The 20,567-nt window shown below is 72.3% G+C and carries 19 protein-coding genes and 1 tRNA gene; 14 read left to right on the forward strand and 6 right to left on the reverse strand.

The window, feature by feature from the left end; genetic code table 11:
- The first annotated feature begins 10 nt into the window (after nt 1-10).
- From ACFVSL_RS08425 to pth, 3 genes are all read left to right on the forward strand, one after another.
- Nucleotides 11-532, forward strand: a complete 522-nt coding sequence (locus ACFVSL_RS08425) for a gluconokinase (protein ID WP_386940134.1) — start codon at nt 11-13, stop codon at nt 530-532.
- A gap of 232 nt (nt 533-764) precedes the next feature.
- Nucleotides 765-1,397 carry a 50S ribosomal protein L25/general stress protein Ctc gene (locus ACFVSL_RS08430; protein ID WP_386940136.1) on the forward strand — a complete coding sequence of 211 codons (633 nt, stop codon included), beginning with the start codon at nt 765-767 and terminating at the stop codon, nt 1,395-1,397.
- Nucleotides 1,398-1,614: 217 nt separating this feature from the next.
- On the forward strand, nt 1,615-2,196 hold the full coding sequence (gene pth / locus ACFVSL_RS08435) for an aminoacyl-tRNA hydrolase (RefSeq protein WP_386940138.1): 582 nt from the start codon (nt 1,615-1,617) through the stop codon (nt 2,194-2,196).
- 22 nt (nt 2,197-2,218) lie between these two features.
- On the opposite strand, the gene ACFVSL_RS08440 is transcribed toward pth, so the two are convergent.
- A complete protein-coding gene (locus ACFVSL_RS08440) occupies nt 2,219-2,932 on the reverse strand; it encodes an RNase H family protein (RefSeq protein WP_386940142.1) in 714 nt (237 codons plus the stop codon).
- Nucleotides 2,933-3,049: 117 nt separating this feature from the next.
- Here ACFVSL_RS08440 and mfd point away from each other — a divergent pair, with 117 nt between their 5' ends.
- Nucleotides 3,050-6,733, forward strand: a complete 3,684-nt coding sequence (mfd, locus tag ACFVSL_RS08445; RefSeq protein ID WP_386940144.1) for a transcription-repair coupling factor — start codon at nt 3,050-3,052, stop codon at nt 6,731-6,733.
- Between the two features lie 16 nt (nt 6,734-6,749).
- Here the strand turns inward: mfd and ACFVSL_RS08450 are convergent, their stop codons facing one another.
- Together ACFVSL_RS08450 and ACFVSL_RS08455 are read right to left on the reverse strand one after the other, a co-directional pair.
- The gene (locus ACFVSL_RS08450; RefSeq protein ID WP_386940146.1) at nt 6,750-7,076 is read right to left on the reverse strand and encodes a hypothetical protein; all 327 of its coding nucleotides are present in this window, start codon (nt 7,074-7,076) and stop codon (nt 6,750-6,752) included.
- Between the two features lie 19 nt (nt 7,077-7,095).
- Nucleotides 7,096-8,295, reverse strand: a complete 1,200-nt coding sequence (locus ACFVSL_RS08455) for a Na+/H+ antiporter NhaA (RefSeq protein ID WP_386940148.1) — start codon at nt 8,293-8,295, stop codon at nt 7,096-7,098.
- A gap of 186 nt (nt 8,296-8,481) precedes the next feature.
- Here ACFVSL_RS08455 and ACFVSL_RS08460 point away from each other — a divergent pair, with 186 nt between their 5' ends.
- Complete coding sequence (locus ACFVSL_RS08460; RefSeq protein ID WP_386940150.1) at nt 8,482-9,129, forward strand: LysE family transporter; 648 nt, start codon at nt 8,482-8,484, stop codon at nt 9,127-9,129.
- Nucleotides 9,130-9,178: 49 nt separating this feature from the next.
- On the forward strand, nt 9,179-9,874 hold the full coding sequence (locus ACFVSL_RS08465; RefSeq protein ID WP_386940152.1) for a MazG family protein: 696 nt from the start codon (nt 9,179-9,181) through the stop codon (nt 9,872-9,874).
- A 69-nt stretch (nt 9,875-9,943) separates the two neighbouring features.
- Here ACFVSL_RS08465 and ACFVSL_RS08470 read toward each other — a convergent pair whose 3' ends face one another.
- Together ACFVSL_RS08470 and ACFVSL_RS08475 are read right to left on the reverse strand one after the other, a co-directional pair.
- Nucleotides 9,944-11,035, reverse strand: a complete 1,092-nt coding sequence (locus tag ACFVSL_RS08470; RefSeq protein WP_386940154.1) for an ABC transporter permease — start codon at nt 11,033-11,035, stop codon at nt 9,944-9,946.
- Nucleotides 11,032-11,952 (reverse strand): ABC transporter ATP-binding protein, encoded by a 921-nt coding sequence (locus tag ACFVSL_RS08475; RefSeq protein WP_386940156.1) that lies wholly within the window; start codon nt 11,950-11,952, stop codon nt 11,032-11,034. Before ACFVSL_RS08475 ends, ACFVSL_RS08470 begins: the two co-directional genes overlap by 4 nt.
- A gap of 51 nt (nt 11,953-12,003) precedes the next feature.
- Here ACFVSL_RS08475 and hisS point away from each other — a divergent pair, with 51 nt between their 5' ends.
- From hisS to ACFVSL_RS08515, 8 genes are all read left to right on the forward strand, one after another.
- A complete protein-coding gene (gene hisS / locus ACFVSL_RS08480; RefSeq protein WP_386940158.1) occupies nt 12,004-13,272 on the forward strand; it encodes a histidine--tRNA ligase in 1,269 nt (422 codons plus the stop codon).
- A 113-nt stretch (nt 13,273-13,385) separates the two neighbouring features.
- A complete protein-coding gene (gene eno, locus ACFVSL_RS08485; RefSeq protein WP_386940160.1) occupies nt 13,386-14,666 on the forward strand; it encodes a phosphopyruvate hydratase in 1,281 nt (426 codons plus the stop codon).
- Nucleotides 14,667-14,744: 78 nt separating this feature from the next.
- A complete protein-coding gene (locus ACFVSL_RS08490; RefSeq protein ID WP_386940161.1) occupies nt 14,745-15,560 on the forward strand; it encodes a septum formation initiator family protein in 816 nt (271 codons plus the stop codon).
- Nucleotides 15,557-16,078, forward strand: a complete 522-nt coding sequence (locus ACFVSL_RS08495; protein WP_386940162.1) for a DUF501 domain-containing protein — start codon at nt 15,557-15,559, stop codon at nt 16,076-16,078. The genes ACFVSL_RS08490 and ACFVSL_RS08495 overlap by 4 nt, the downstream gene beginning before the upstream one ends.
- Nucleotides 16,075-17,361, forward strand: a complete 1,287-nt coding sequence (locus tag ACFVSL_RS08500; RefSeq protein WP_386940163.1) for a S8 family serine peptidase — start codon at nt 16,075-16,077, stop codon at nt 17,359-17,361. The genes ACFVSL_RS08495 and ACFVSL_RS08500 overlap by 4 nt, the downstream gene beginning before the upstream one ends.
- A 47-nt stretch (nt 17,362-17,408) precedes the next feature.
- Entirely contained in the window at nt 17,409-18,815 is a 1,407-nt protein-coding gene (locus ACFVSL_RS08505; protein WP_386940165.1) for an NAD(P)/FAD-dependent oxidoreductase, read from the forward strand.
- Nucleotides 18,816-18,888: 73 nt separating this feature from the next.
- A tRNA-Leu gene (locus ACFVSL_RS08510) sits at nt 18,889-18,962 on the forward strand.
- 136 nt (nt 18,963-19,098) lie between these two features.
- Nucleotides 19,099-19,491 (forward strand): SHOCT domain-containing protein, encoded by a 393-nt coding sequence (locus tag ACFVSL_RS08515; RefSeq protein ID WP_386940166.1) that lies wholly within the window; start codon nt 19,099-19,101, stop codon nt 19,489-19,491.
- Nucleotides 19,492-19,578: 87 nt separating this feature from the next.
- Here the strand turns inward: ACFVSL_RS08515 and ACFVSL_RS08520 are convergent, their stop codons facing one another.
- A complete protein-coding gene (locus ACFVSL_RS08520; protein WP_386940168.1) occupies nt 19,579-20,505 on the reverse strand; it encodes a Ppx/GppA phosphatase family protein in 927 nt (308 codons plus the stop codon).
- Nucleotides 20,506-20,567 lie beyond the last annotated feature (62 nt).

Genomic DNA, 20,567 nt, shown 5'->3' on the forward strand with positions numbered 1-20,567 from the left:
GGAGCATGCCATGTCCGACGTCCTGCGCCTGCCGCTCGTCGTGATGGGCGTCTCGGGCTCGGGCAAGTCGACCGTCGGCGCCGCGCTCGCCGCGGCGTTCGGGGTGCCCTTCGTCGACGGCGACGACCTGCACCCGCCCGAGAACAAGCGCAAGATGGCCGAGGGCCGGCCGCTCGACGACGAGGACCGGGCGCCCTGGCTCGACCGCATCTGCTCGCGCATCGCCGCCGAGCTCGCCGAGGGCGTCGCGATCGTGGTCGCCTGCTCGGCGCTGCGTCGCCGGTACCGCGAGCAGCTCGCGGCGCACGCCCCCGGCATCGTGTTCGTGCACCTCGCCGGCGATGCCGGGCTCATCGCCGAGCGCCAGCGCGACCGCCGGCACGAGTTCATGCCGGCGAGCCTGCTCGCCTCGCAGCTCGAGGCGCTCGAGCCGCTCGGCGACGACGAGCGCGGCATCGTGCTCGACGTCGACCGGGCCCCGGCCGAGCTCGTCGAGGACGTGCGCGAGGCGCTCGGCCGCTTCGGCGCCTGAGCGTCCCGAACCGGTCGGAACGGCGCCGCGGAGGAGTTCGGGTAGACTGGGCGATTGGACTTCGGCGAGGGACGCCCGTCCGCCCGTGAGAGCGGTCGGCGAGGCATCCGTGATCGACGCGGTAGGAGCAGGCTCCACGGCTTTTCCTCACGCTCTGCGCAGGCCACTGCGCGCGTTCGAGTCGAAACGACAGACACACGATCTGGGCCGTGCGCCCGCAAGGAGAATCATCATGGACGACGACAACAAGGTCATCGCAGAGGCCCGCGAGAGCTTCGGCAAGGGCGCGGCCCGCAAGATCCGTGCCGCGGGCAAGATCCCCGCGGTGGTCTACGGCCACGGCACCGAGCCGCAGCACGTCACCCTCCCGGCCCACCAGGTCGGCCTGCTCATCCGCAAGGCGAACGCCGTGCTCGACCTGCAGATCGGCGGCAAGAGCCAGCTCGCGCTCGTCAAGGACGTCCAGAAGGACCCGGTGCACCAGATCATCGAGCACCTCGACCTCATCGTCGTGAAGAAGGGCGAGAAGGTCCAGGTCGAGGTCCCCGTGCACCTCGAGGGCGAGCCCGTCGCCGGCACCATCGCCGACCTCGACTCGCACACCCTGTCGCTCGAGGTCGAGGCGACCCACATCCCCGAGAACGTGGTCGTCTCGGTCGAGGGCCTCGAAGAGGGCACCCAGATCCACGCGAAGGACGTCGAGCTGCCCAAGGGCGCCACGCTCGTCACCGACGGCGACGCGCTCGTCGTGAACGTGCACACCCCGCAGAAGGTCGACCTGGGCGAGGAGCCCGCCGAGGCCGCCGAGGGCGAGGCCGCCGAGGGCGAAGCCGCCGAGGAGGCCCCGGCCGAGTCGGCCGAGTAGGCACACCGCTTCGCAGGGGCCTGCGGCGCCGCATCCGGGTACGCTCGGAGCGGGCCGCGGGCCCTCGTGCTGTCACCGGCAGCCCGACCGGCACACGGGCCGGCACACGGGCCGGCTCGCCCGAGCCGCCCCGGCCCCGAACCTCGAACCTCGAACCTCGCGAACGGAGACGATCATCGGACTCCTCGACCGCCTGCGCCCCCGGAAGGAACCCATCGTGGCCGCGAACACCTGGCTCGTCGTCGGCCTCGGCAACCCCGGGGCGCAGTACGCGGGCAACCGCCACAACGTCGGCCAGATGGTCGCCGACGAGCTCGCCTCCCGCCTCGGCGCGGCGTTCAAGAGCCACAAGACGCCCTCGCGCGTCGCCGAGGGCTTCCTCCGCCCCGGCGGCCCGAAGCTCGTCATCGCGAAGCCGAACTCGTACATGAACACCTCGGGCGGCCCGGTCTCGGCGCTCGTGAAGTTCTACGGCATCGAGCCCGAGCGGCTCATCGTCGTGCACGACGAGCTCGACCTGCCGTTCGACACCGTCAAGCTCAAGCAGGGCGGCGGGCACGGCGGGCACAACGGCCTGCGCGACATCTCGAAGGCGCTCGGCCCCGACTACGTGCGCGTGCGCGTCGGCGTCGGCCGCCCGCCCGGCCGGCAGGACCCGGCCGACTTCGTGCTCAAGGACTTCTCGGGCGCCGAGCGCCAGACCCTCGGCATCCTGCTCGGCGACGCCGCCGACGCGGTCGAGGCGATCGCCTCGGACGGCCTGCTCGCGGCGCAGCAGCGGTTCCACTCGCCCGCCTGACCGGGCGGCGGCGCGGGCGCGCTCAGATCAGCCCGCGCAGGAACTCCTCGGGCGAGACGCCCGCGGCGCGGGCGCGCTGCACCAGCCGCTCGTGCTCCTCGGTCGAGAGCTCGACGGTGAGGGTCTGCCACGCATCGGGCGCCTCGTCGAGGTCGAAGAGCGTGGCGGGCACCTCGTCGGCGTCGCGCCCGACGCCGCCGAGCTCGTCATCGTCGTCTCTCGCGGATGTCTCGGCGATCACTCGTTCGCCGGGCTCGTCGGCCTCGGCGACCGCCCCATCGGCCCAGCCCGGACCGCTGGGCACGGGCAGGCCGCTGCGGAAGGCCTCGGCCGCGGCGCGGGCGCGCTGATCGGCGGCCTCGTTCATCGGGTGGCCGACGTGCCCCTTCACCCACTCGAAGCGAACGCGGCGGCCGACCAGTTCGGCGTCGATCTCCTTCAGGATCTCGACGTTCATCACCGGCTTGCCGTCGGCCTTGCGCCACCCCTTGCGCTTCCACCCGGGCATCCACTTCGTGACCGAGTTGATGACGTACTGGCTGTCGCACTGCACGAGCAGCTCGTCGTCGAGGTGGGCGGTGGCACGGAACAGTTCGAGCACGGCGGTGAGCTCGCCGACGTTGTTGGTGCTGTGCTTCCACCCGCCGGCCGCCCAGCGGTCGTCGTCGACGTACCAGGCCCACCCGGCCGGGCCGGGGTTGCCGAGGGCCGAGCCGTCTGCGGCGGCGATGATCATGCGGGGTCCTTCCGTCGAGCCGCGCCAATCGTATCCGTCGCCGCCGACGCGGGCTCGCCGTCGGGGCCGCGAACCCGGCCCGGCTGCGGTGTCGGAGGGCGCGCGTAGACTCGTCGAGTGAGTCTGCAGGGTCTGAACACGGCGCTTTCGCGCGCCTCCACGATCGACGGCGCCCTCTCCGAGGCCCTGCGGAACGCCGACTTCTCGGCTCCAGCGGGGCTCGACGCGCCGCTGCTCGCCGGGCTCCTCGCCCGCCGGGTCGAGGCGGGGCTGCCGCCCGTGCTCCTCGTCATCACCGCGACGAGCCGCGAGGGCGAGGCCACGCGGGCGTCGCTCGCGCCCCACCTCCCGGCCGACGCCGAGCTCCTCGAGTTCCCCGCATGGGAGACGCTGCCGCACGAGCGCCTCTCGCCGAGCGCCGAGACCGTCGGCCGCCGGCTCCATGCCCTGCGCCGCATGCACGAGTGGTCGGCGTCGGCGGCGAGGCATCCGCTCGTGGTGGTCGCCTCGGTGCGGGCCGCGCTGCAGCCGCTCGCCGACAACCTCGCCGACCGCGCGCCCGTCGAGCTCGTCCAGGGCGGCCGCGGGCACGAGCTCTCCAAGCTCGCCGTCGAGCTCGTCGACCTCGCGTATGCCCGCGTCGACATGGTCGCCCGCCGCGGCGAGTTCGCGGTACGCGGCGGCATCCTCGACGTCTTCCCGCCGACCGCCGACCACCCGGTGCGCGTCGAGTTCTTCGGCGACGAGGTCGAGGAGCTCCGCGCGTTCTCGGTCGCCGACCAGCGCTCGCTCCCCGAACCCGTCGAACGCGTCGTGCTCTCGCCGAGCCGTGAGCTGCTGCTCACCGCGCCCGTGCGGCAGCGGGCCGCCGAGATGGTGCACGAGTTCCCGAGCCTCTCGGCGATGCTCGAGAAGATCGCCGAGGGCATCCCGGTCGAGGGCATGGAGTCGCTCGCGCCGGCGCTCCTCGAGCGGCTCGTGCCGATCACGCACTACCTGCCCGAGGGTGCGGCGATCGCGGTGCTCGAGCCCGAGCGGGTCGCCGGCCGTGCGGTCAGCCTCGGCGAGACGAACCGCGAGTTCCTGTCGGCCGCGTGGATGGCCGCGACCCACGGCGCCGAGGCGCCGATCGACCTCGCCGCGGGCGACTTCCTCACGGTGCGGGCGCTGCGCGACGCCGCGATCTACAGCGCGCCGGGCGAGCCCGACCCGCGCCGCGTGTGGTGGAACTTCTCGAGCTTCGACCTCGGCGACGCCGCCGAGGCGGTCGCGGCCGCCGGGGGCGACGCCGCCGAGCAGGCCGCCCAGGCCGCGCAGGCCACCCGCCGCGTCGCGGCGAACGCGATGCCGAGCTTCCAGGGCAACGTCGAGGGCGCGGTCGAGCACGTCGGCCGGCGCCTCCGCGACGGCTGGTCGCTCGTCGTCGTCTCGGCCGGGCAGGGCCTCGTCGAGCGTGCCCGCGACGTGCTCGCCGAGGCCGGGCTCGCCGCCCGCATCGTCGACGAGACGCCGAGCGAGTTCGAGGCCGGCGTCGCGTACCTCGTGCACGCCGACGCCGCGCGCGGCTTCGAGGTGCCCGAGGCGAAGCTGGGCCTCATCGCCGAGGCCGAGTTCTACGGCCGTGCCGCCGGCTACGACGCGAGGCAGGGCAAGAAGCTCGCCTCGCGGCGCCGCAACGTCGTCGACCCGCTCCAGCTCAAGGCGGGCGACTTCGTCGTGCACCAGACGCACGGCATCGGCCGGTTCGTCGAGATGGTGCAGCGCGAGGTGGCGACCGGCACCCGCCCCAAGGGGCCGAGCCGCACCGCCGGCATCCAGCAGCAGCCGACCTCGGTGCGCGAGTACCTCGTGCTCGAGTACGCGCCCTCGAAGCGCGGCCAGGCCGGCGACCGCCTGTTCGTGCCGACCGACCAGCTCGACCTGCTCTCGCGGTACGTCGGCGGCGAGGCGCCGTCGCTCTCGAAGATGGGCGGCAGCGACTGGTCGCAGGCGAAGAGCAAGGCCCGCAAGGCCGTGCGCGACATCGCCGTCGAGCTGGTCAAGCTCTACTCGGCGCGCATGGCGGCGAAGGGGCACGCCTTCGGCCCCGACACCCCGTGGCAGCACGAGCTCGAAGAGGCCTTCCCGTTCGCCGAGACGCACGACCAGCTGCAGACGATCGACGAGGTGAAGGCCGACATGGAGCGGCCCATCCCGATGGACCGGCTCCTCGCCGGCGACGTCGGCTTCGGCAAGACCGAGGTCGCGGTGCGCGCCGCGTTCAAGGCCATCCAGGACGGCAAGCAGGCCGCGATGCTCGTGCCGACGACGCTCCTCGCGAAGCAGCACCTCGAGACGTTCAGCGAGCGCTTCGCCGGGTTCCCCGTTCGGGTGCGGCCGCTCAGCCGGTTCCAGACCGACAAGGAGGTGCGCGAGACGGTCGCGGGCCTCGCCGACGGCACCGTCGACATGGTCATCGGCACCCACCGCATCCTCACCGAGAAGGTGCAGTTCAAAGACCTCGGCCTCATGATCATCGACGAGGAGCAGCGCTTCGGCGTCGAGCACAAGGACGCGCTCAAGAAGCTGAAGACCAACGTCGACATCCTCGCGATGAGCGCGACGCCGATCCCGCGCACCCTCGAGATGGCCGTCACCGGCATCCGCGAGATGTCGACGCTCGCGACCCCGCCCGAGGACCGCCACCCCATCCTCACCTTCGTGGGGCCGTACTCCGAGCAGCAGGTGGGCGCGGCGATCCGCCGCGAGATGCTCCGCGAGGGGCAGGTCTTCTTCGTGCACAACCGCGTCTCGTCGATCAACCGGGTCGCCGCCCAGCTGGCCGAGCTCGTGCCCGAGGCGCGCATCGCGGTCGCACACGGGCAGCTCAACGAGCATGTGCTCGAGCAGATCGTGAACGACTTCTGGGAGCGCAAGTTCGACGTGCTCGTCTCGACGACGATCATCGAGACCGGCCTCGACATCTCGAACGCGAACACGATCATCATCGACAAGGCCGACAAGTACGGCCTCAGCCAGCTGCACCAGCTGCGCGGCCGGGTCGGGCGCGGCCGCGAGCGCGCGTACGCGTACTTCCTCTACGACCCGGCGAAGCCGCTCTCCGAGACGGCGCACGACCGGCTCTCGACGATCGCCGCGAACAACGAGCTCGGCGGCGGCATGCAGATCGCGCTCAAAGACCTCGAGATCCGCGGGGCGGGCAACCTGCTCGGCGCCGAGCAGGCCGGGCACATCGCGGGCGTCGGCTTCGACCTGTACCTCCGCATGATCGGCGAGGCGGTGTCGGCGTTCCGCGGCGACGTCGCCGAGGGGCAGACCGAGCTGCGCCTCGAGCTGCCCGTCGACGCGCACATCCCCGAGGAGTACGTCGACAGCGAGCGGCTGCGCCTCGAGGCCTACCAGAAGCTCTCGGCCGCGAGCGGCCCGGCGGCGAAGGAGGGGCAGATCGACGCGGTGCTCGACGAGCTCGTCGACCGCTACGGCGCGCCGCCCGAGCAGGTCTCGCACCTCGTCGCCATCTCGCGGCTGCGCCGCCAGGCCCAGCTCGCGGGCCTCAGCGACCTGCTGGCGACCGGGTCGAAGCTGCGCATCGCGCCGGCGAAGATCCCCGACTCGCGCCGCGTGCGCCTCGAGCGCATGTACCAGGGGGCCAAGCACTTCGCGCAGAACGACGTGATCCTGGTGCCGTTCCCGATGCCGGGCGGCGAGATGCTGCCCGACGCCGAGCTCATCGAGTGGGTGTCGCGGCTCGTGACGAACATCTTCGAGCCGAGCGACGGGACGGCGGCGCCCGCGGTGTGAGCGGGCGGGCGCCGGCCTAGGCCTTCAGGTGCCCCCACTCGGCGAGGAACTCCTCGACGCTCATCCGGTCGAGGTCGGCGCGGATCTGCCGGAGCAGCTCGTCGGCCTCCATGAGCGATCCGGCCCCGGTCCGGATGACCGGAGCCCCGGTTCCGGTGCGCACGACCACCAGGTCGGCGACCGACGGCCCGCCGAGGCTCAGGGCCTCGCCGGTGACGAGCAGCACCGTGTGCACGGCCTTGCGGACGCCGCGCAGCCGGCGCGGTCGCAGCTCGGCACTCAGGTGCAGGCTCGCCGGCTCCGCGGCGCGCGCCTCGTCGGGCCCGCGGTCATCGTCGCTCATCGAACTCCTCCGTCGTCGGTCATCGCGAGAACGCCCCGCCCTGCCCGGCGTGCGCCCCGCGCTTCCGGTACTGCGCCGAGCGCACGCCGACCGCGACGCCCGAGGCGACGATCGCGACGCCCGAGCCGAGCAGGACGGCGAGCGTGCCCTCGTCGGCGACCGCGGGCATCCCGGCGAACGCGAGCTCGTTCATGAGCAGCGACACCGTGAACCCGATGCCGCCGAGCGTGCCGACGACGAGCAGGTCGCCGAGCGTCAGGGGAGTGCCCGATCGGCGCCGGGCGACGAGGCCGCCGATGCCGCCGGCGATGACGATGCCGACGATCTTGCCGACCGGCAGCCCGACGAGGATGCCCCAGAACGCGGGATCGAGCTCGCTGGGGCTCACCTGCGGCACGGCCACCATCGCCGCCGAGAACGCGAACAGCGGAAGGATGACGCCGTTCGACCACGGCTCGAGCGCGTGCACGGCCCGGCCGCCGGGGCGGCGCGCCATGACGAGGCCGAGCGCCACGCCGGCGATCGTGGCGTGCACGCCCGACCGGTACACGAAGTACCACGCGAGCACCCCGAGCACGACGAGCAGCAGCACGATGGGCCACTGCGGGCGGCGGGAGAGGATCCACGCCGAGCGCGGCTTCATGACCCGGCTGACCGCGCCGAACAGGGCGATCGCGATGCCGGCGAAGCCGATCGAGGCGAGGTCGGCGTCGCTCGTGAAGAAGAACGCGATGATGAGGATGGCGATGAGGTCGTCGAGCACCGCGAGGGCGAGGAGGAACACGCGCACGCGCGTCGGGATCCACGTGCCGAACACGGCGAGCACGCCCAGGGCGAAGGCGATGTCGGTCGCGGTGGGGATGGGCCAGCCGTCGACCGTCGGAGTGCCCGCGGTGAACCCGAAGTAGATCAGGGCGGGCACGACGACGCCGCCGACCGCGGCGATCGCGGGCAGCAGCGCCTTGGAGAGGCTGTTGAGCTCGCCGATGACGAGTTCGCGCTTGAGCTCCACGGCGACGATGAAGAAGAAGATCGCGAGGAGCCCGTCGCTGATCCAGTGGCCGACCGAGAGGTCGAGCCCGATCCACGACAGCTCGAGATGCGCGTTCTTCGACTCGATCAGCGCGGGGCCGAGCGCGGTGTTCGCGAGCAGCAGGCCGAGCGCGGCGGCGGCGAGGAGGATCGCTGCGGCCCATCGCTCGGAGCGGAGGAAGTTCATGGGACTCCTGTTCGGACGTCGCGTGCGCGTGCCGGCCGGGGCCGTGAGGCGACGCGGGAAGGGCGGTGACGACGGGCTCCCGCCGGCCGACCAGACTTCCCGGCACTCCGGGATCGAGTCTATCGGGCGGTGCGCGTGAGCGACCGGGCGACACGAGCGCCCTTCGGCCGCGCCTACGCTGGTCCGGTGACCCTCTCGCTCTGGGCGACGCTCCTCGCCGCGTGCTTCGTGATCAGCTTCACCCCGGGTGCGGGCGCGATCAACACGATGGGCAACTCGCTGAGCCAGGGTTTCCGCCGATCGATCTGGGGCATCCTCGGGCAGCAGGCCGCGCTCGTCGTGCACATCCTCATCGTGGCCGCGGGCGTCGGCGTCCTCGTCGCGAATTCTCCCGTCGCCTTCGAGGTGATCCGCTACGCCGGCGCCGCCTACCTCGTCTACCTCGGCATCCGCCAGCTGCTCGCGAAGCCGCAGGCGGCCGACGACGAGGGCGACGCGGATGCCCCGCCGCCGGTGCACCCCGTCGTCGCCGAGTCGCGCTGGTCGATGTTCCGCAGGGGCCTCTGGGTGAACCTCCTGAACCCGAAGGCGATCGTCTTCTTCCTCGCGTTCCTGCCGCAGTTCATCCGGCCCGACCAGCCGTTGCTGCCGCAGTACCTCGTCGTCGGCGCGACCGTCATCGTCGTCGACGTCATCGTGATGTGGGGCTTCTTCGCGCTCGCGGCGCACGGGATGCGCCGCTTCACCCGCTCGGTGCGCGGCCAGCGCATCGTGAACACGGCGTTCGGCGTGCTCTTCATCGGCGTCGGCCTCCTGCTCGCGCTCGTGCACTGAGCGCCCCCGGATCCACGCGCGCACGGCGACCGCCGCCTAGGCTGCCGGTATGAGCGCACCCCACCCCGGACTCGACGAGCTCGTCGCCACCGTCGCCCTGCTGCGCGCCCCCGGCGGGTGCCCCTGGGACGCCGACCAGACGCACGAGTCGCTCGTGCAGTACCTCGTCGAGGAGTGCTGGGAGCTCATCGACGCGATCGAGGCGGGCGACCGCGCCGAGATGCTCGAGGAGCTCGGCGACGTGCTCTACCAGGTGCTGTTCCACGCCGACATCGCCGCGCACACGGGCGACGAGCGCTTCGACATCGACGACGTCGCCCGGCACATGACGGCCAAGATGGTGTCGCGGCACCCCCACGTCTTCGGCGACCGCGAGGCCGAGACCGCCGACGACGTGGTCGCCTTCTGGGAGGACCTGAAGGCCGACGAGAAGCCGCACCGCACGAGCGTGCTCGACGGCGTGCCGCGCGGCATGCCGGCGCTCGCGCTCGCCCGCAAGGTGCTCGCCAAGGCCGAGAAGGCCGGCGTCGCCGCGCAGGATGCCCCGTGGCCCGCGCCTGCGGAGGGCTCCGTCGTCGCACCCGCCACGGAGGAGGAGCTCGGCCGGCAGCTGTTCGGGCTCGTGGCCGCCGCCCGTGAGCAGGGACTCGACGCCGAGCGCGCACTCCGCGCCGCCGTGCGCGAGTTCGAGGCCGAGGTGCGCCGCGCCGAGCAGCCACCTGCTTCTGCAGGAAATCTGCACTGACCTGCCCTGACGGGCTGGGATGCAGCCCATTCTCCTGCACAAGCAGCAGCAGAGCACCAGATCAGCAGATCAGGCGATGCGGCTGCCCTTCGCGAGCCGCCGGGCCGGCACCTCGGTGCGGCGCCACGCCCACGCGAGCGCGCCCGCACCGAGCAGCACGTGGATCGAGAGGCCCACGAACCAGGAGGGCACCGAGCGCTCGTACGCCTCCTGCGGCGTCTCGTAGTCGGCCTCGCCGCCGTACCCGTAGGGGCCGTACCTCTCCCAGTCGGCGCACTCGTCGTAGCTCGTCTCGAGGTCGGGCGCGTGCTGCGCCTGCCGCACGCCCACCGCGATCCACCCGAAGAGATCGCGCGGCGTGCCGGACTCGTCGAAGGCGCCGGGCGAGGCGTCCGCGACGACGACGTAGGGGTTCGCCGCCAGGAAGCCCCACACGTAGTCCCACCGCGGAACCGGGTACTCGCTGACGACGGGGGGCAGGCACGGCACCTCGGCGCCCTCGGGGAGGCGCCCGTTCTCATCGAGCTGGGCGTAGTCGACCGAGATGTACGTGTGGCGGACGGTGGACTGCATCGCCGCGGCGCCGAGTGCGAAGGCGATGAGCGTGCCGACCGAGAGCGCCGCGACGACGAGGTAGGTCACCACGACCGAGAACAGCGGCCGGGTGATCACTCCGGAGAGCCCCACGCCGATCGCGGCGATCACGCCGACCTCGATCGCGAGCACGAGCAGGGACACCGCGATCGTCGACGCCGAGACCTGGCCGAGCACGACGCCGAACACGAGGAACGGCACCGAGGCGGCGAGGAAGGCGAGCGCGGTGATCCACGCCGCGAGCCACTTGCCGATGACGAGCTGCGCGGTGGTCACGAGCGTGACCTGGGTCGTCGCGAGCGTGCCGGCCTCGCGTTCGCCGTTGATCGCGTTGCCCGAGAGCGCGGGGGAGACGAGGGTGCCGAGCAGCAGCACGAAGAACACCACGGTCGAGAAGACGGGGCCGCCGCCCGAGTCCCACGCGTTCGTCGCGACGACCACGAGCACCGTGACGATCGTCACGAGCAGCACGAAGACCCCGAGCAGCACGTACCACGCGACGCCGCGCACCCGCTGCTTGAGGTCGAGGGCGACGATGAGCCCCAGGCCCTGGAAGAACCCGATCATGCGTCGTCCTCCGTCCGGTTGAGGTCGTGGAAGACGTGTTCGAGGTCGCCCACGGCCGGGGCGAACGACGAGACCGGCACGCCCGTGCCGATGAGGTGGGCGAGCAGCTGCGCCGCGTCCTGCTCGCTCGCGAGCGGGACGACGGCGCCGAACCGGTCGACGACCGCCGCCTCGCCGAATCCCGCCGCACCGAGGGCGGCGACGAGCCGGTCCGCATCGAGCGACCTGATCCGCCAGTGCCGCGCGGTCCGGCCGGCGCGCGCCACCTCCTCGGGGGCGGCGGTCGCCCCGGCGGCGAGGTAGACCGCGGAGTCGGCCATCTCCTCGAGCTCGGCGAGCACGTGGCTCGAGACGAGGATCGTCTTGCCCTCGCCCGCGAGCCTGCGGACGAGCTCGCGGAGCCCGGCCCGCGCCGCGGGGTCGAGGCCCGAGGCCGGCTCGTCGAGCAGCAGCACCTCGGGGTCGTGCACGAGCGCGCGGGCGAGGCTCAGCCGCTGCTTCTGACCTCGCGAGAGCACCCGCGTCGCCTGCTCGGCGAGCGGGACGAGGTCGACGAGCTCGATCAGCTGCTGCGCACGGGCGGATGCCTCCGCGACCCCCATCCCGTACATGCGGGCGCTCGTCGTGAGCGCTGCGCGCACCGAGAGCGTGGGCCACGAGCCGAGCACGTCGGGCATCCACCCCATGCGCCGGCGCACCTGGTGCGGCTCGGTGACGGGGTCGAAGCCCGCGATGCGGATCGTGCCGGCGTCGGGCACCAGCAGGGTCGCGAGCATCAGGAGCAGCGTCGTCTTGCCCGCGCCGTTCGGGCCGATGAGCCCTGCGACGCTGCCGGGGGCGACCTCGAAGCTCGCATCACGTACCGCGTGCACCTCCCCGAACGATCGGGCGACGCCCTCGACCGTGATGCCCGCCATCGTGCCTCCTCGCGCGCGGAGTCGGCCCGCACAACTGGAAGAATGGCACGCATGGCCGCTTCCGTCACTCCTCCGCGCGGCATGCGCGACTTCCTCCCCGCCGAGAAGGCCCGCCGCGAGCACGCCCTCGGCGTGATCCGCGGGGTCTACGCGGCCCACGGCTTCGACGAGATCGAGACGCCCGTGATGGAGGACTCGAGCCGGCTGCACGCCGGGCTCGGCGGCGACAACGAGAAGCTCGCCTTCGCCGTCATGAAGCGCGGCCTCACCGCCGACGACCTCGCGCGCGCCGCGGCATCCGGCGATGCCCTCGCCCTCGCCGACCTGGGGCTGCGCTACGACCTCACGGTGCCGCTCGCGCGCTTCTACGCGACGCACCGCGCGGCGCTGCCGCCCGTGTTCCGCGCCATCCAGATCGCGCCCGTCTGGCGCGCCGAGCGCCCCCAGAAGGGCCGCTACCGCCAGTTCGTGCAGTGCGACATCGACATCATCGGCGAGGCGGGGCCGCTCGCCGAGCTCGAGCTGCTGACCGCGACCGTCGCGACGCTCGACGCGCTCGGGCTCGCCGGCACGACGATCCGCATCAACGACCGCCGGGTCCTGCAGGGCATCCTCGCGTCGTGGGGCGTGCCCGAGGAGTTGCGCGAGCGCGCGCTCATCACCGTCGACAAGCTCGACAAGATCGGCGTGGCCGGCGTCGCCGCCGAGCTCGCGGAGACGGGCGCCGTCGCGGCCGACGTCGACGTGGCGTCCGCGCTCGAGGGGCTCACGAGCGCCGACTGGCACCTCGCCGACGGCGTCGTGCCGCCGCCCGCGTGGCTCGACGGGGCGGCCTACGCCGACCTCCTCGCGCTGCGCGCGGCCCTGCCCGACGCCGCGATCGAGTTCGACCCGACGCTCGTGCGCGGCATGGGCTACTACACGGGCACGATCTTCGAGATCGCGCACCCCGAGTTCGGCTACTCGCTCGGCGGCGGCGGGCGCTACGACGGCATGATCGGTCGATTCCTCGGCCAGGAGGTTCCGGCCTGCGGATTCTCGATCGGCTTCGAGCGCATCGTCGACCTGCTCGAGATCGCGGACGACGCGCGCCCGCGCGCGGTCGTCCTGGTCTACGACGCGGATGTCGTGCAGGCGCGCCTGCTCGCGCTGAAGGCCGAGCTCGTGGCATCCGGCACCCGAGTGCGCCTCGAACGCCGCACCAAGAACATGCGCGCCCTGCTCGACCGGGTGACCGCCGACGGATTCGACGCGTTCGCGACGGTGGGCGCGGCGACGTCCGACGTCGCCGACCTCGAGTTCCGCGACCTCGGCGCGTAGCGCGCGACCGCGGGAGGTCACGCGCAAGCGCGAGACATCCTCGACCTCTAGACTCGGGAGCGGATCACGACGGAGTCTTCCATCAGTCACCCCCATCACACGAGGAGTCCACTGTGGCATTCATCGAAGCTGTAGGCGCGCGCGAGATTCTCGATTCGCGCGGCAACCCGACGGTCGAGGTCGAGGTGCTGCTCGACGACGGCACCCTCGCTCGCGCCGCCGTGCCCTCGGGCGCCTCCACCGGTGCCTTCGAGGCCTACGAACTGCGCGACGGCGACGCCGACCGCTACCTCGGCAAGGGCGTGCAGAAGGCCGTCGACGCCGTGCTCGACGAGCTCGGCCCGGCCATCGAAGACCTCGACGCGAGCGACCAGCGCCTCGTCGACGCCGCCCTCATCGAGGCCGACGGCACCGACAACAAGAGCGCGCTCGGCGCGAACGCCATCCTCGGCGTCTCGCTCGCCGTCGCGAAGGCGGCCGCCGACTCGGCCGACCTGCCGCTCTTCCGCTACCTCGGCGGCCCGAACGCGCACGTGCTGCCCGTGCCGATGATGAACATCATCAACGGCGGCGCGCACGCCGACACCGGCGTCGACATCCAGGAGTTCATGGTGCTGCCGATCGGCGCGCCGACGTACTCCGAGGGCCTCCGCTGGGGCGTCGAGACGTACCACGCGCTGAAGAGCCTGCTGAAGTCGAAGGGCCTCTCGACGGGCCTCGGCGACGAGGGCGGCTTCGCCCCCGACTTCGCCTCGAACCGCGACGCCCTCGACTTCATCTCCGAGGCCGTGCAGAAGGCCGGCTTCACGCTCGGCACCGACATCGCGCTCGGCCTCGACGTCGCCGCGACCGAGTTCTTCGAGAACGGCGTCTACCGCTTCGAGGGCCAGGACCGCACCGCGGCCGAGATGAGCGCGTACTACGCCGAGCTCGCCGCCGCGTACCCGCTGATCTCGATCGAAGACCCGCTCGCCGAGGACGACTGGGAGGGCTGGGCCGCCCTCACCGCCGAGCTGGGCGGCAAGCTGCAGCTCGTCGGCGACGACCTGTTCGTCACGAACCCGAAGCGCCTCGCCGACGGCATCGCCAAGCACGCGGGCAACTCGATCCTCGTGAAGGTCAACCAGATCGGCACGCTCACCGAGACCCTCGACGCGGTGTCGCTCGCGCAGCGCTCGGGCTACACCGCAGTGCTCTCGCACCGTTCGGGCGAGACCGAGGACACGACGATCGCCGACCTCGCGGTGGCGACCAACTGCGGTCAGATCAAGACGGGCGCGCCCGCCCGCTCGGAGCGCGTCGCCAAGTACAATCAGCTTCTGAGGATCGAAGAAGAGCTCGGTGAGGCCGCGGTGTACGCCGGTCGCACGGCGTTCCCGCGCTTCACGGCGTGACAGCGTAGCTGATCAGCGACGGGGGCGGCCGGGTGGCCGCCCCCGTCGTCGTCCACCGGGCCGGCCGGAGGAGGGGCGATGAACGACGACTCACCCCGCAACCCCCGGAGGCCGGCGAACCCCGCCGGGGCGCGCACGCCGCGCTCCCGTGCGCAGCAGGGCCGGCGCGGGGATGCCTCGGCGCCCAACCCGTCCGCCGAGCGCGGTGCCGCGGGCTCCGCAGCGGGCGCGAAGCCCGCGAAGGCGAAGTCCACGAGCGCGAACGCGAAGTCGCCGAGCACGAAGTCGTCGGGCACCACGGCGTCGAACCCGAAGCAGCCGGGCGCGAAGCCCGCCGCCACTCGCGCCCCGAAGCGCGGGCGAGCCGGTTCGGCGACGCCGCGGTCGGGGGCGCCCGCCGTGGGCGGCTCGACGGAGGCCGTGCGCGCGGGGTGGCTCAGTGGCATCCGTTTCTCAGGTTTCTCGCTCATCATGCTGGGAGTGCTCGTGCTCGCGGTCGTGGTGCTCGCGCCGACGATCGCGGCCTTCGCGCAGCAGCGCGCGCAGCTCGCCGAGCTGCGCGCCGCGGTCGCCGCGCAGGAGTCCGAGGTGCAGCGCCTGCGCGACGAGCGCGAGCGCTGGAACGACGAGACGTTCATCGTCACGCAGGCGCGCGAACGTCTGTACTACGTGATGCCGGGCGAGGTCAGCTACCTCGTCATCGACGACCGCAGCGAGGCCGCGAAGGCGCAGGACGCCGCCGCGGTCTCGGCCGAAGTGACCGAATCGAAGGGCGATTGGATGCGCACCCTGCTCGACTCCGTGATGACCGCGGGGCTGGCCCCCGAGGCGGGCGACCCGGCGGCGCCGGCGAACGACGCCCCGGCGACCCCCGATGCGGAGGGCGCACGATGACCCGGCCCCCGTTCGAGACCGTGACCGAGCGCGACCTCGCGATCGTGTCGGCCCAGCTCGGCCGCCCGGCGCGCAACGTCGTCGGCATCGCGGCGCGGTGCGTCTGCGGCGCGCCCACGGTCGTCGCGACCTCGCCCCGCCTCGCCGACGGCACCCCGTTCCCGACGTTCTACTACCTCTCGCACCCGGGGGCGACGGCCGCGATGTCGTTCCTCGAGGCGGCGCAGCTCATGGTCGAGTGCACCGAGCTGCTCGCGAGCGACGACGAGGTCCGTGCCGCGTACGAGCAGGCGCACCGCGAGTACCTCGCCGATCGCGCCCTCTTCGGCGACGTGCCCGAGGTCGACGGCATCTCGGCCGGCGGCATGCCGACGCGGGTGAAGTGCCTGCACGCGCTCGCCGCGCAGTCGCTCGCGGCCGGGCCCGGGCTGAACCCCATCGGCGACCTCGCCCTCGAGCGATCGAGCTGGTCGCCGAACGTCTGCCGCTGCCCCGACTACGGAGTCGACACCGAATGACCCGTCGCCCGAGCCGGCTGCTCACGACGGCCGCGAAGTCCGCGACCGCCGCCGTCGCGGCCGCCGTGGTGCTGCTCGCGGGCGCCGCGCCGGCGCACGCCGACACGGTGCGCGACTACGAGTACTGGCTCGGCGACTACGGCTTCACGACGGCCTGGAACACCACCAAGGGCGAGGGCGTCACCGTCGCGATCATCGACACCGGTGTGAACGGCAACGTCGCGGAGCTCCGCGGCGCCGTCGTCGGCGGCACGGATGTCTCGGGCCTCGGCACGCCCGACGGGCAGACGCCCGTCGGCGACCCCGACGAGAGCGGCCACGGCACGATGGTCGCGTCGCTCCTCGCCGGGCGCGGCACGGGCGAGGGCGCCGGCGTGATCGGCGTCGCGCCCGAGGCGGAGCTGCTGACGGTGTCGGTCGCGTTCGGCCAGGACACCGGCGCCGAGAAGTCGAACGACGAGCAGATCGCCGAGGGCGTGAAGTGGGCCGTCGACAACGGCGCCGACGTCATCAACATGTCGCTCACCCGCAACACGCGCGACTGGCCCGAGAGCTGGGACGACGCGTTCCTGTACGCCTTCGAGCACGATGTCGTCGTCGTGGCCGCGGCGGGCAACCGCGGCAGCGGCACGACCGAGGTCGGCGCACCTGCGACGATCCCGGGCGTGCTCGCGGTCGCGGGCGTCGACAAGGAGAAGAACGCGAGCCTCGACGCGAGCTCGCAGGGCATCACGCTCGGCGTCGCCGCCCCGAGCGAAGACCTGGTGGGCGTCAGGCCCGACGGCCGCGTCGTCATCTGGGACGGCACGAGCGGGGCCACCCCGCTCGTCTCGGGCCTCGTGGCGCTCGTGCGGGCCGAGTACCCCGAGCTCGACGCCGCGAACGTCATCAACCGGGTCATCCAGACCGCCGACCCGAACGGGCACGAGGTGCCGAGCCCCCTGTACGGCTACGGGCTGATCGACCCGGTGCCCGCGCTCGAGGCCGACGTCGAGTCGGTCGACGCGAATCCGCTCGGCAGCCTCGAGGAGTGGATCACGCTCCACCGGCGCGCCTCGTCGACGGCGCAGCCGACGGACTCGCCCGAGTCCGAGATCGTGCCGATCGCCGACCCGCCGCCGCCGGCCGACGAGGGCACGGCGACGCTGCTCCCGACACCGTGGACACTGGCCTACATCACGGTGCCGCTCTCGCTCGTCGCAGGATTTGGTACGCTAGCAGCGCTGTTGGGCATCGGCGCCACTCGGCATACCAGGCGGACTGTCCGCACTCGCGAGCAGTGATCGCACGCATCAGGCCGCATCACCAGATACTGAGGAGTCCATTCACCGTGCCCAAGATTCTCATCGTCGGCGGTGGCTATGCGGGGTTCTACACGGCGTGGAAGCTCGAGAAGTGGCTGCGCGCCGGCGAGGCCGAGGTGACGGTCGTCGACCCGCTGCCCTACATGACCTACCAGCCGTTCCTGCCCGAGGTCGCGGCGGGTTCGATCGAGGCCCGCCACGCGGTCACCTCGCAGCGTCGCCACCTGAAGAAGACCAACGTCGTCACGGCGAAGGTCACGAAGATCGACCACGCCTCCAAGACCGCGACGATCACCCCCGCGCTCGGCGAGCCGTGGGAGTTCGAGTACGACGTCGTCGTCGTGACCGGCGGCGCCGTGTCGCGCACCTTCCCGATCCCCGGCATCGCCGACAACGCGATCGGCCTGAAGACGATCGAAGAGGCCGTCGCGATCCGCGACCGCCTCGTCTCGAACTTCGACCGTGCGGCCACGCTGCCCGCGGGCCCCGAGCGCGAGCGACTGCTCACCGTCACCGTCGTCGGCGGCGGCTTCGCCGGCATCGAGGTCTTCGCCGAGCTGCGCTCCTTCGCGAGCTCGCTGCTCGAGTACTACCCGCAGCTGACCTTCGACGAGACCCACTTCCACCTCATCGAGGCGATGGGCCGCATCATGCCCGAGGTCTCGCTCGAGACGAGCCACTGGGTCATCAAGCACCTCGCGCAGCGCGGTGCCGAGATCCACCTCGACACGCAGCTCACGAGCGCGCAGGACGGCAAGATCGAACTGTCGACGGGCGAGAGCTTCGAGTCCGACCTCATCGTCTGGACCGCCGGCGTCATGGCGAACCCGGCGATCGTGCGCACGAGCGACCTCCCCGTCGAGGAGCGAGGCCGCATCAAGACCCGCGCCGACCTCCGCGTCGGCGACGACGACGAGATCGTGGCCGACGCCTGGGCGGCCGGCGACATCTCGGCCGTGCCCGACCTCTCGGGCGGCGGCGTCGGCGGCTACTGCGTGCCGAACGCCCAGCACGCGGTGCGTCAGGGCAAGCTGCTCGCGAAGAACATCGTCGCGGTGCTCCGCGGCGAGGAGCCGAAGCAGTACTTCCACAAGAACCTCGGTGCGGTCGCCGGCCTCGGCATCGGCTCGGGCGTGTTCCAGTCGGGCAAGCTCGCGATCAAGGGCCTGCTGGCCTGGTTCGCGCACCGCGGCTACCACGGCCTCGCGATGCCCAGCTGGGAGCGCAAGTTCCGCGTGTTCTGGGGCTGGTGGAACAACTTCTGGCTCGGCCGCGACATCGTCGCGCTCGAGGCGGTGCAGAACCCGCGCGCCCAGTTCGAGCTCTTCGCGGCCCGTCCGAAGCCGCCGGCAGCCGAGGCGCCCGCGCCGGCCGCCGACGCCGCGCCGAAGGCGGCCAAGCCCGCCAAGAAGGAGCCCGTCGCCGCCAAGTAGCGTACGGCCCCTCGCTAAGCTGAGACGCGGCGTCGCCCTTCGGGGCGACGCCGCGTTCGGCGTCTCCGGGCGCGCTCCCGTAGCCCAATCGGCAGAGGCAGGCGGCTTAAACCCGCTTCAGTCTGGGTTCGAGTCCCAGCGGGAGCACACGGGCACCGACAGTACCGGCCGCAGCCGCTCACCGATATACCCCGAATAAGGTGATGCGCGCGGTCCCGGCCGGGGTCTAGTGTCGAGGCACTCCGGCGCGACGGTCACGCCGAGGCTCGAAAGGGGCACCACAGTGAACAACAGCTTCTGGGACTTCCTCGTCTGGCTCTTCTGGTTCTACATCCTGATCGCGTGCATCTGGATCTTCATCACCGTCATCATCGACATCTTCCGCGATCACACGCTGAACGGCTGGGCGAAGGCGCTGTGGGTGATCTTCCTCGTGTTCCTGCCGTTCCTCGCGGCGTTCATCTACCTGATCGCGCGCGGCAACTCGATGGCCGAGCGCCGACTGCAGGAGACGCGGCAGATGCAGGCCCAGAGCGACGAGTACATCCGCAGCGTCGCCGGCTCCGGCGGTGCATCGTCGGCGAGCGAGATCGAGACGGCGAAGCGCCTGCTCGACTCGGGCGCGATCAACGCCGCCGAGTACGAGCAGCTGAAGGCGAAGGCGATCGCCGGCTGACCCGACGGCCGCAGGACCAGCGGCGGTCGCGCATGGGGGTGCGCGGCCGCCGCTCCGCGCGTGCGGGATGCCGCGGGACGGCGCCGCTCAGTCCATGAGGTCGAGCCGGCGGAGGATGAGCCCTTCGCGGAGGGCCCACGGCGAGACCTCGAGCTCCTTGACATCGAAGGCGCGCATCGCCTCGGAGAGCACTACCGCGCCCGCCACGATCTGGAACGTGCGATCGGCGGTGATGCCCGGAAGCGCGGGGCGGGCGTCGGCCGGGATCTTCGCGAGCCGCGGCGTCCAGTCGTCGAGGCCGCGCCGCGTGAGGACGTAGCGGTCGTTCGAGCCGACGCCGTCGGCGACATGGCCGGCGAGCCGCGCGAGCGAGCGGATCGTCTTGGACGAGCCCACGACGTGGTCGGGGGAGGGCAGCTCGCGGAACGCGCCGACCTCGCCGGCGAGCAGTTCGCGGGCGTGCGCGCGGAGCCGGGCGACCTGCGCCTCCGAGGGCGGGTCGTCGGGCAGGAACTCGACGGTCGACCGTCCGGCGCCGAGCGGGACCGAGCGCGCGACGTCGGGGATCTCGTCGACGCCCTGGGTGAGCTCGAGCGAGCCGCCGCCGATGTCGAAGAGCAGGAGGTTGTCGGCCGACCACCCGTACCAGCGGCGTACCGCCAGGAAGGTGAGGTTCGCCTCGTCCTCGCCGGGCAGCACCTGCAGCTCGACGCCGGTCTCGCGCGCGACCCGGGCGAGCACCTCCTCGCCGTTCGCGGCCTCGCGGATCGCCGAGGTCGCGAACGGGAGGAACTCGTCGATGTCGGCCTCGCGCGCGGCGGCCGCGGCGGAGCCGACGGCCTCGATGATGGCGGCGATGCCCTCGTCGCTGATGGCGCCGTCTCGGTCGAGGTAGCGCATGAGGCGCAGCACGGACTTGTGCGAGGTCATCGGAATGGGGCGGGCGCCGCGGTGCGCGTCGACCACCAGGAGGTGCACCGTATTGGAACCGACATCGAGAACACCGAGACGCATGTTGCGAGCGTAGTCGCTGCCGAACATGCATGCCGTAGCGTTTTCGTGCATACTGATCCGAC

It is taken from the genome of Agromyces sp. NPDC058064 (assembly GCF_042885275.1).
GTDB lineage: Bacteria > Actinomycetota > Actinomycetes > Actinomycetales > Microbacteriaceae > Agromyces.

What these genes read in the sequence shown, in the direction of transcription:
- ACFVSL_RS08470 (WP_386940154.1), bottom strand. Translation starts at nt 11,035, where the DNA reads ATGATCGGGTTCTTCCAGGGCCTGGGGCTCATCGTCGCCCTCGACCTC.
- ACFVSL_RS08450 (WP_386940146.1), bottom strand. Translation starts at nt 7,076, where the DNA reads ATGAGCGACGATGACCGCGGGCCCGACGAGGCGCGCGCCGCGGAGCCG.
- ACFVSL_RS08465 (WP_386940152.1), top strand. Translation starts at nt 9,179, where the DNA reads ATGAGCGCACCCCACCCCGGACTCGACGAGCTCGTCGCCACCGTCGCC.
- ACFVSL_RS08430 (WP_386940136.1), top strand. Translation starts at nt 765, where the DNA reads ATGGACGACGACAACAAGGTCATCGCAGAGGCCCGCGAGAGCTTCGGC.
- ACFVSL_RS08500 (WP_386940163.1), top strand. Translation starts at nt 16,075, where the DNA reads ATGACCCGTCGCCCGAGCCGGCTGCTCACGACGGCCGCGAAGTCCGCG.
- ACFVSL_RS08475 (WP_386940156.1), bottom strand. Translation starts at nt 11,952, where the DNA reads ATGGCGGGCATCACGGTCGAGGGCGTCGCCCGATCGTTCGGGGAGGTG.
- ACFVSL_RS08455 (WP_386940148.1), bottom strand. Translation starts at nt 8,295, where the DNA reads ATGAACTTCCTCCGCTCCGAGCGATGGGCCGCAGCGATCCTCCTCGCC.
- ACFVSL_RS08425 (WP_386940134.1), top strand. Translation starts at nt 11, where the DNA reads ATGTCCGACGTCCTGCGCCTGCCGCTCGTCGTGATGGGCGTCTCGGGC.
- ACFVSL_RS08440 (WP_386940142.1), bottom strand. Translation starts at nt 2,932, where the DNA reads ATGATCATCGCCGCCGCAGACGGCTCGGCCCTCGGCAACCCCGGCCCG.
- hisS (WP_386940158.1), top strand. Translation starts at nt 12,004, where the DNA reads ATGGCCGCTTCCGTCACTCCTCCGCGCGGCATGCGCGACTTCCTCCCC.
- ACFVSL_RS08490 (WP_386940161.1), top strand. Translation starts at nt 14,745, where the DNA reads ATGAACGACGACTCACCCCGCAACCCCCGGAGGCCGGCGAACCCCGCC.
- ACFVSL_RS08495 (WP_386940162.1), top strand. Translation starts at nt 15,557, where the DNA reads ATGACCCGGCCCCCGTTCGAGACCGTGACCGAGCGCGACCTCGCGATC.
- ACFVSL_RS08520 (WP_386940168.1), bottom strand. Translation starts at nt 20,505, where the DNA reads ATGCGTCTCGGTGTTCTCGATGTCGGTTCCAATACGGTGCACCTCCTG.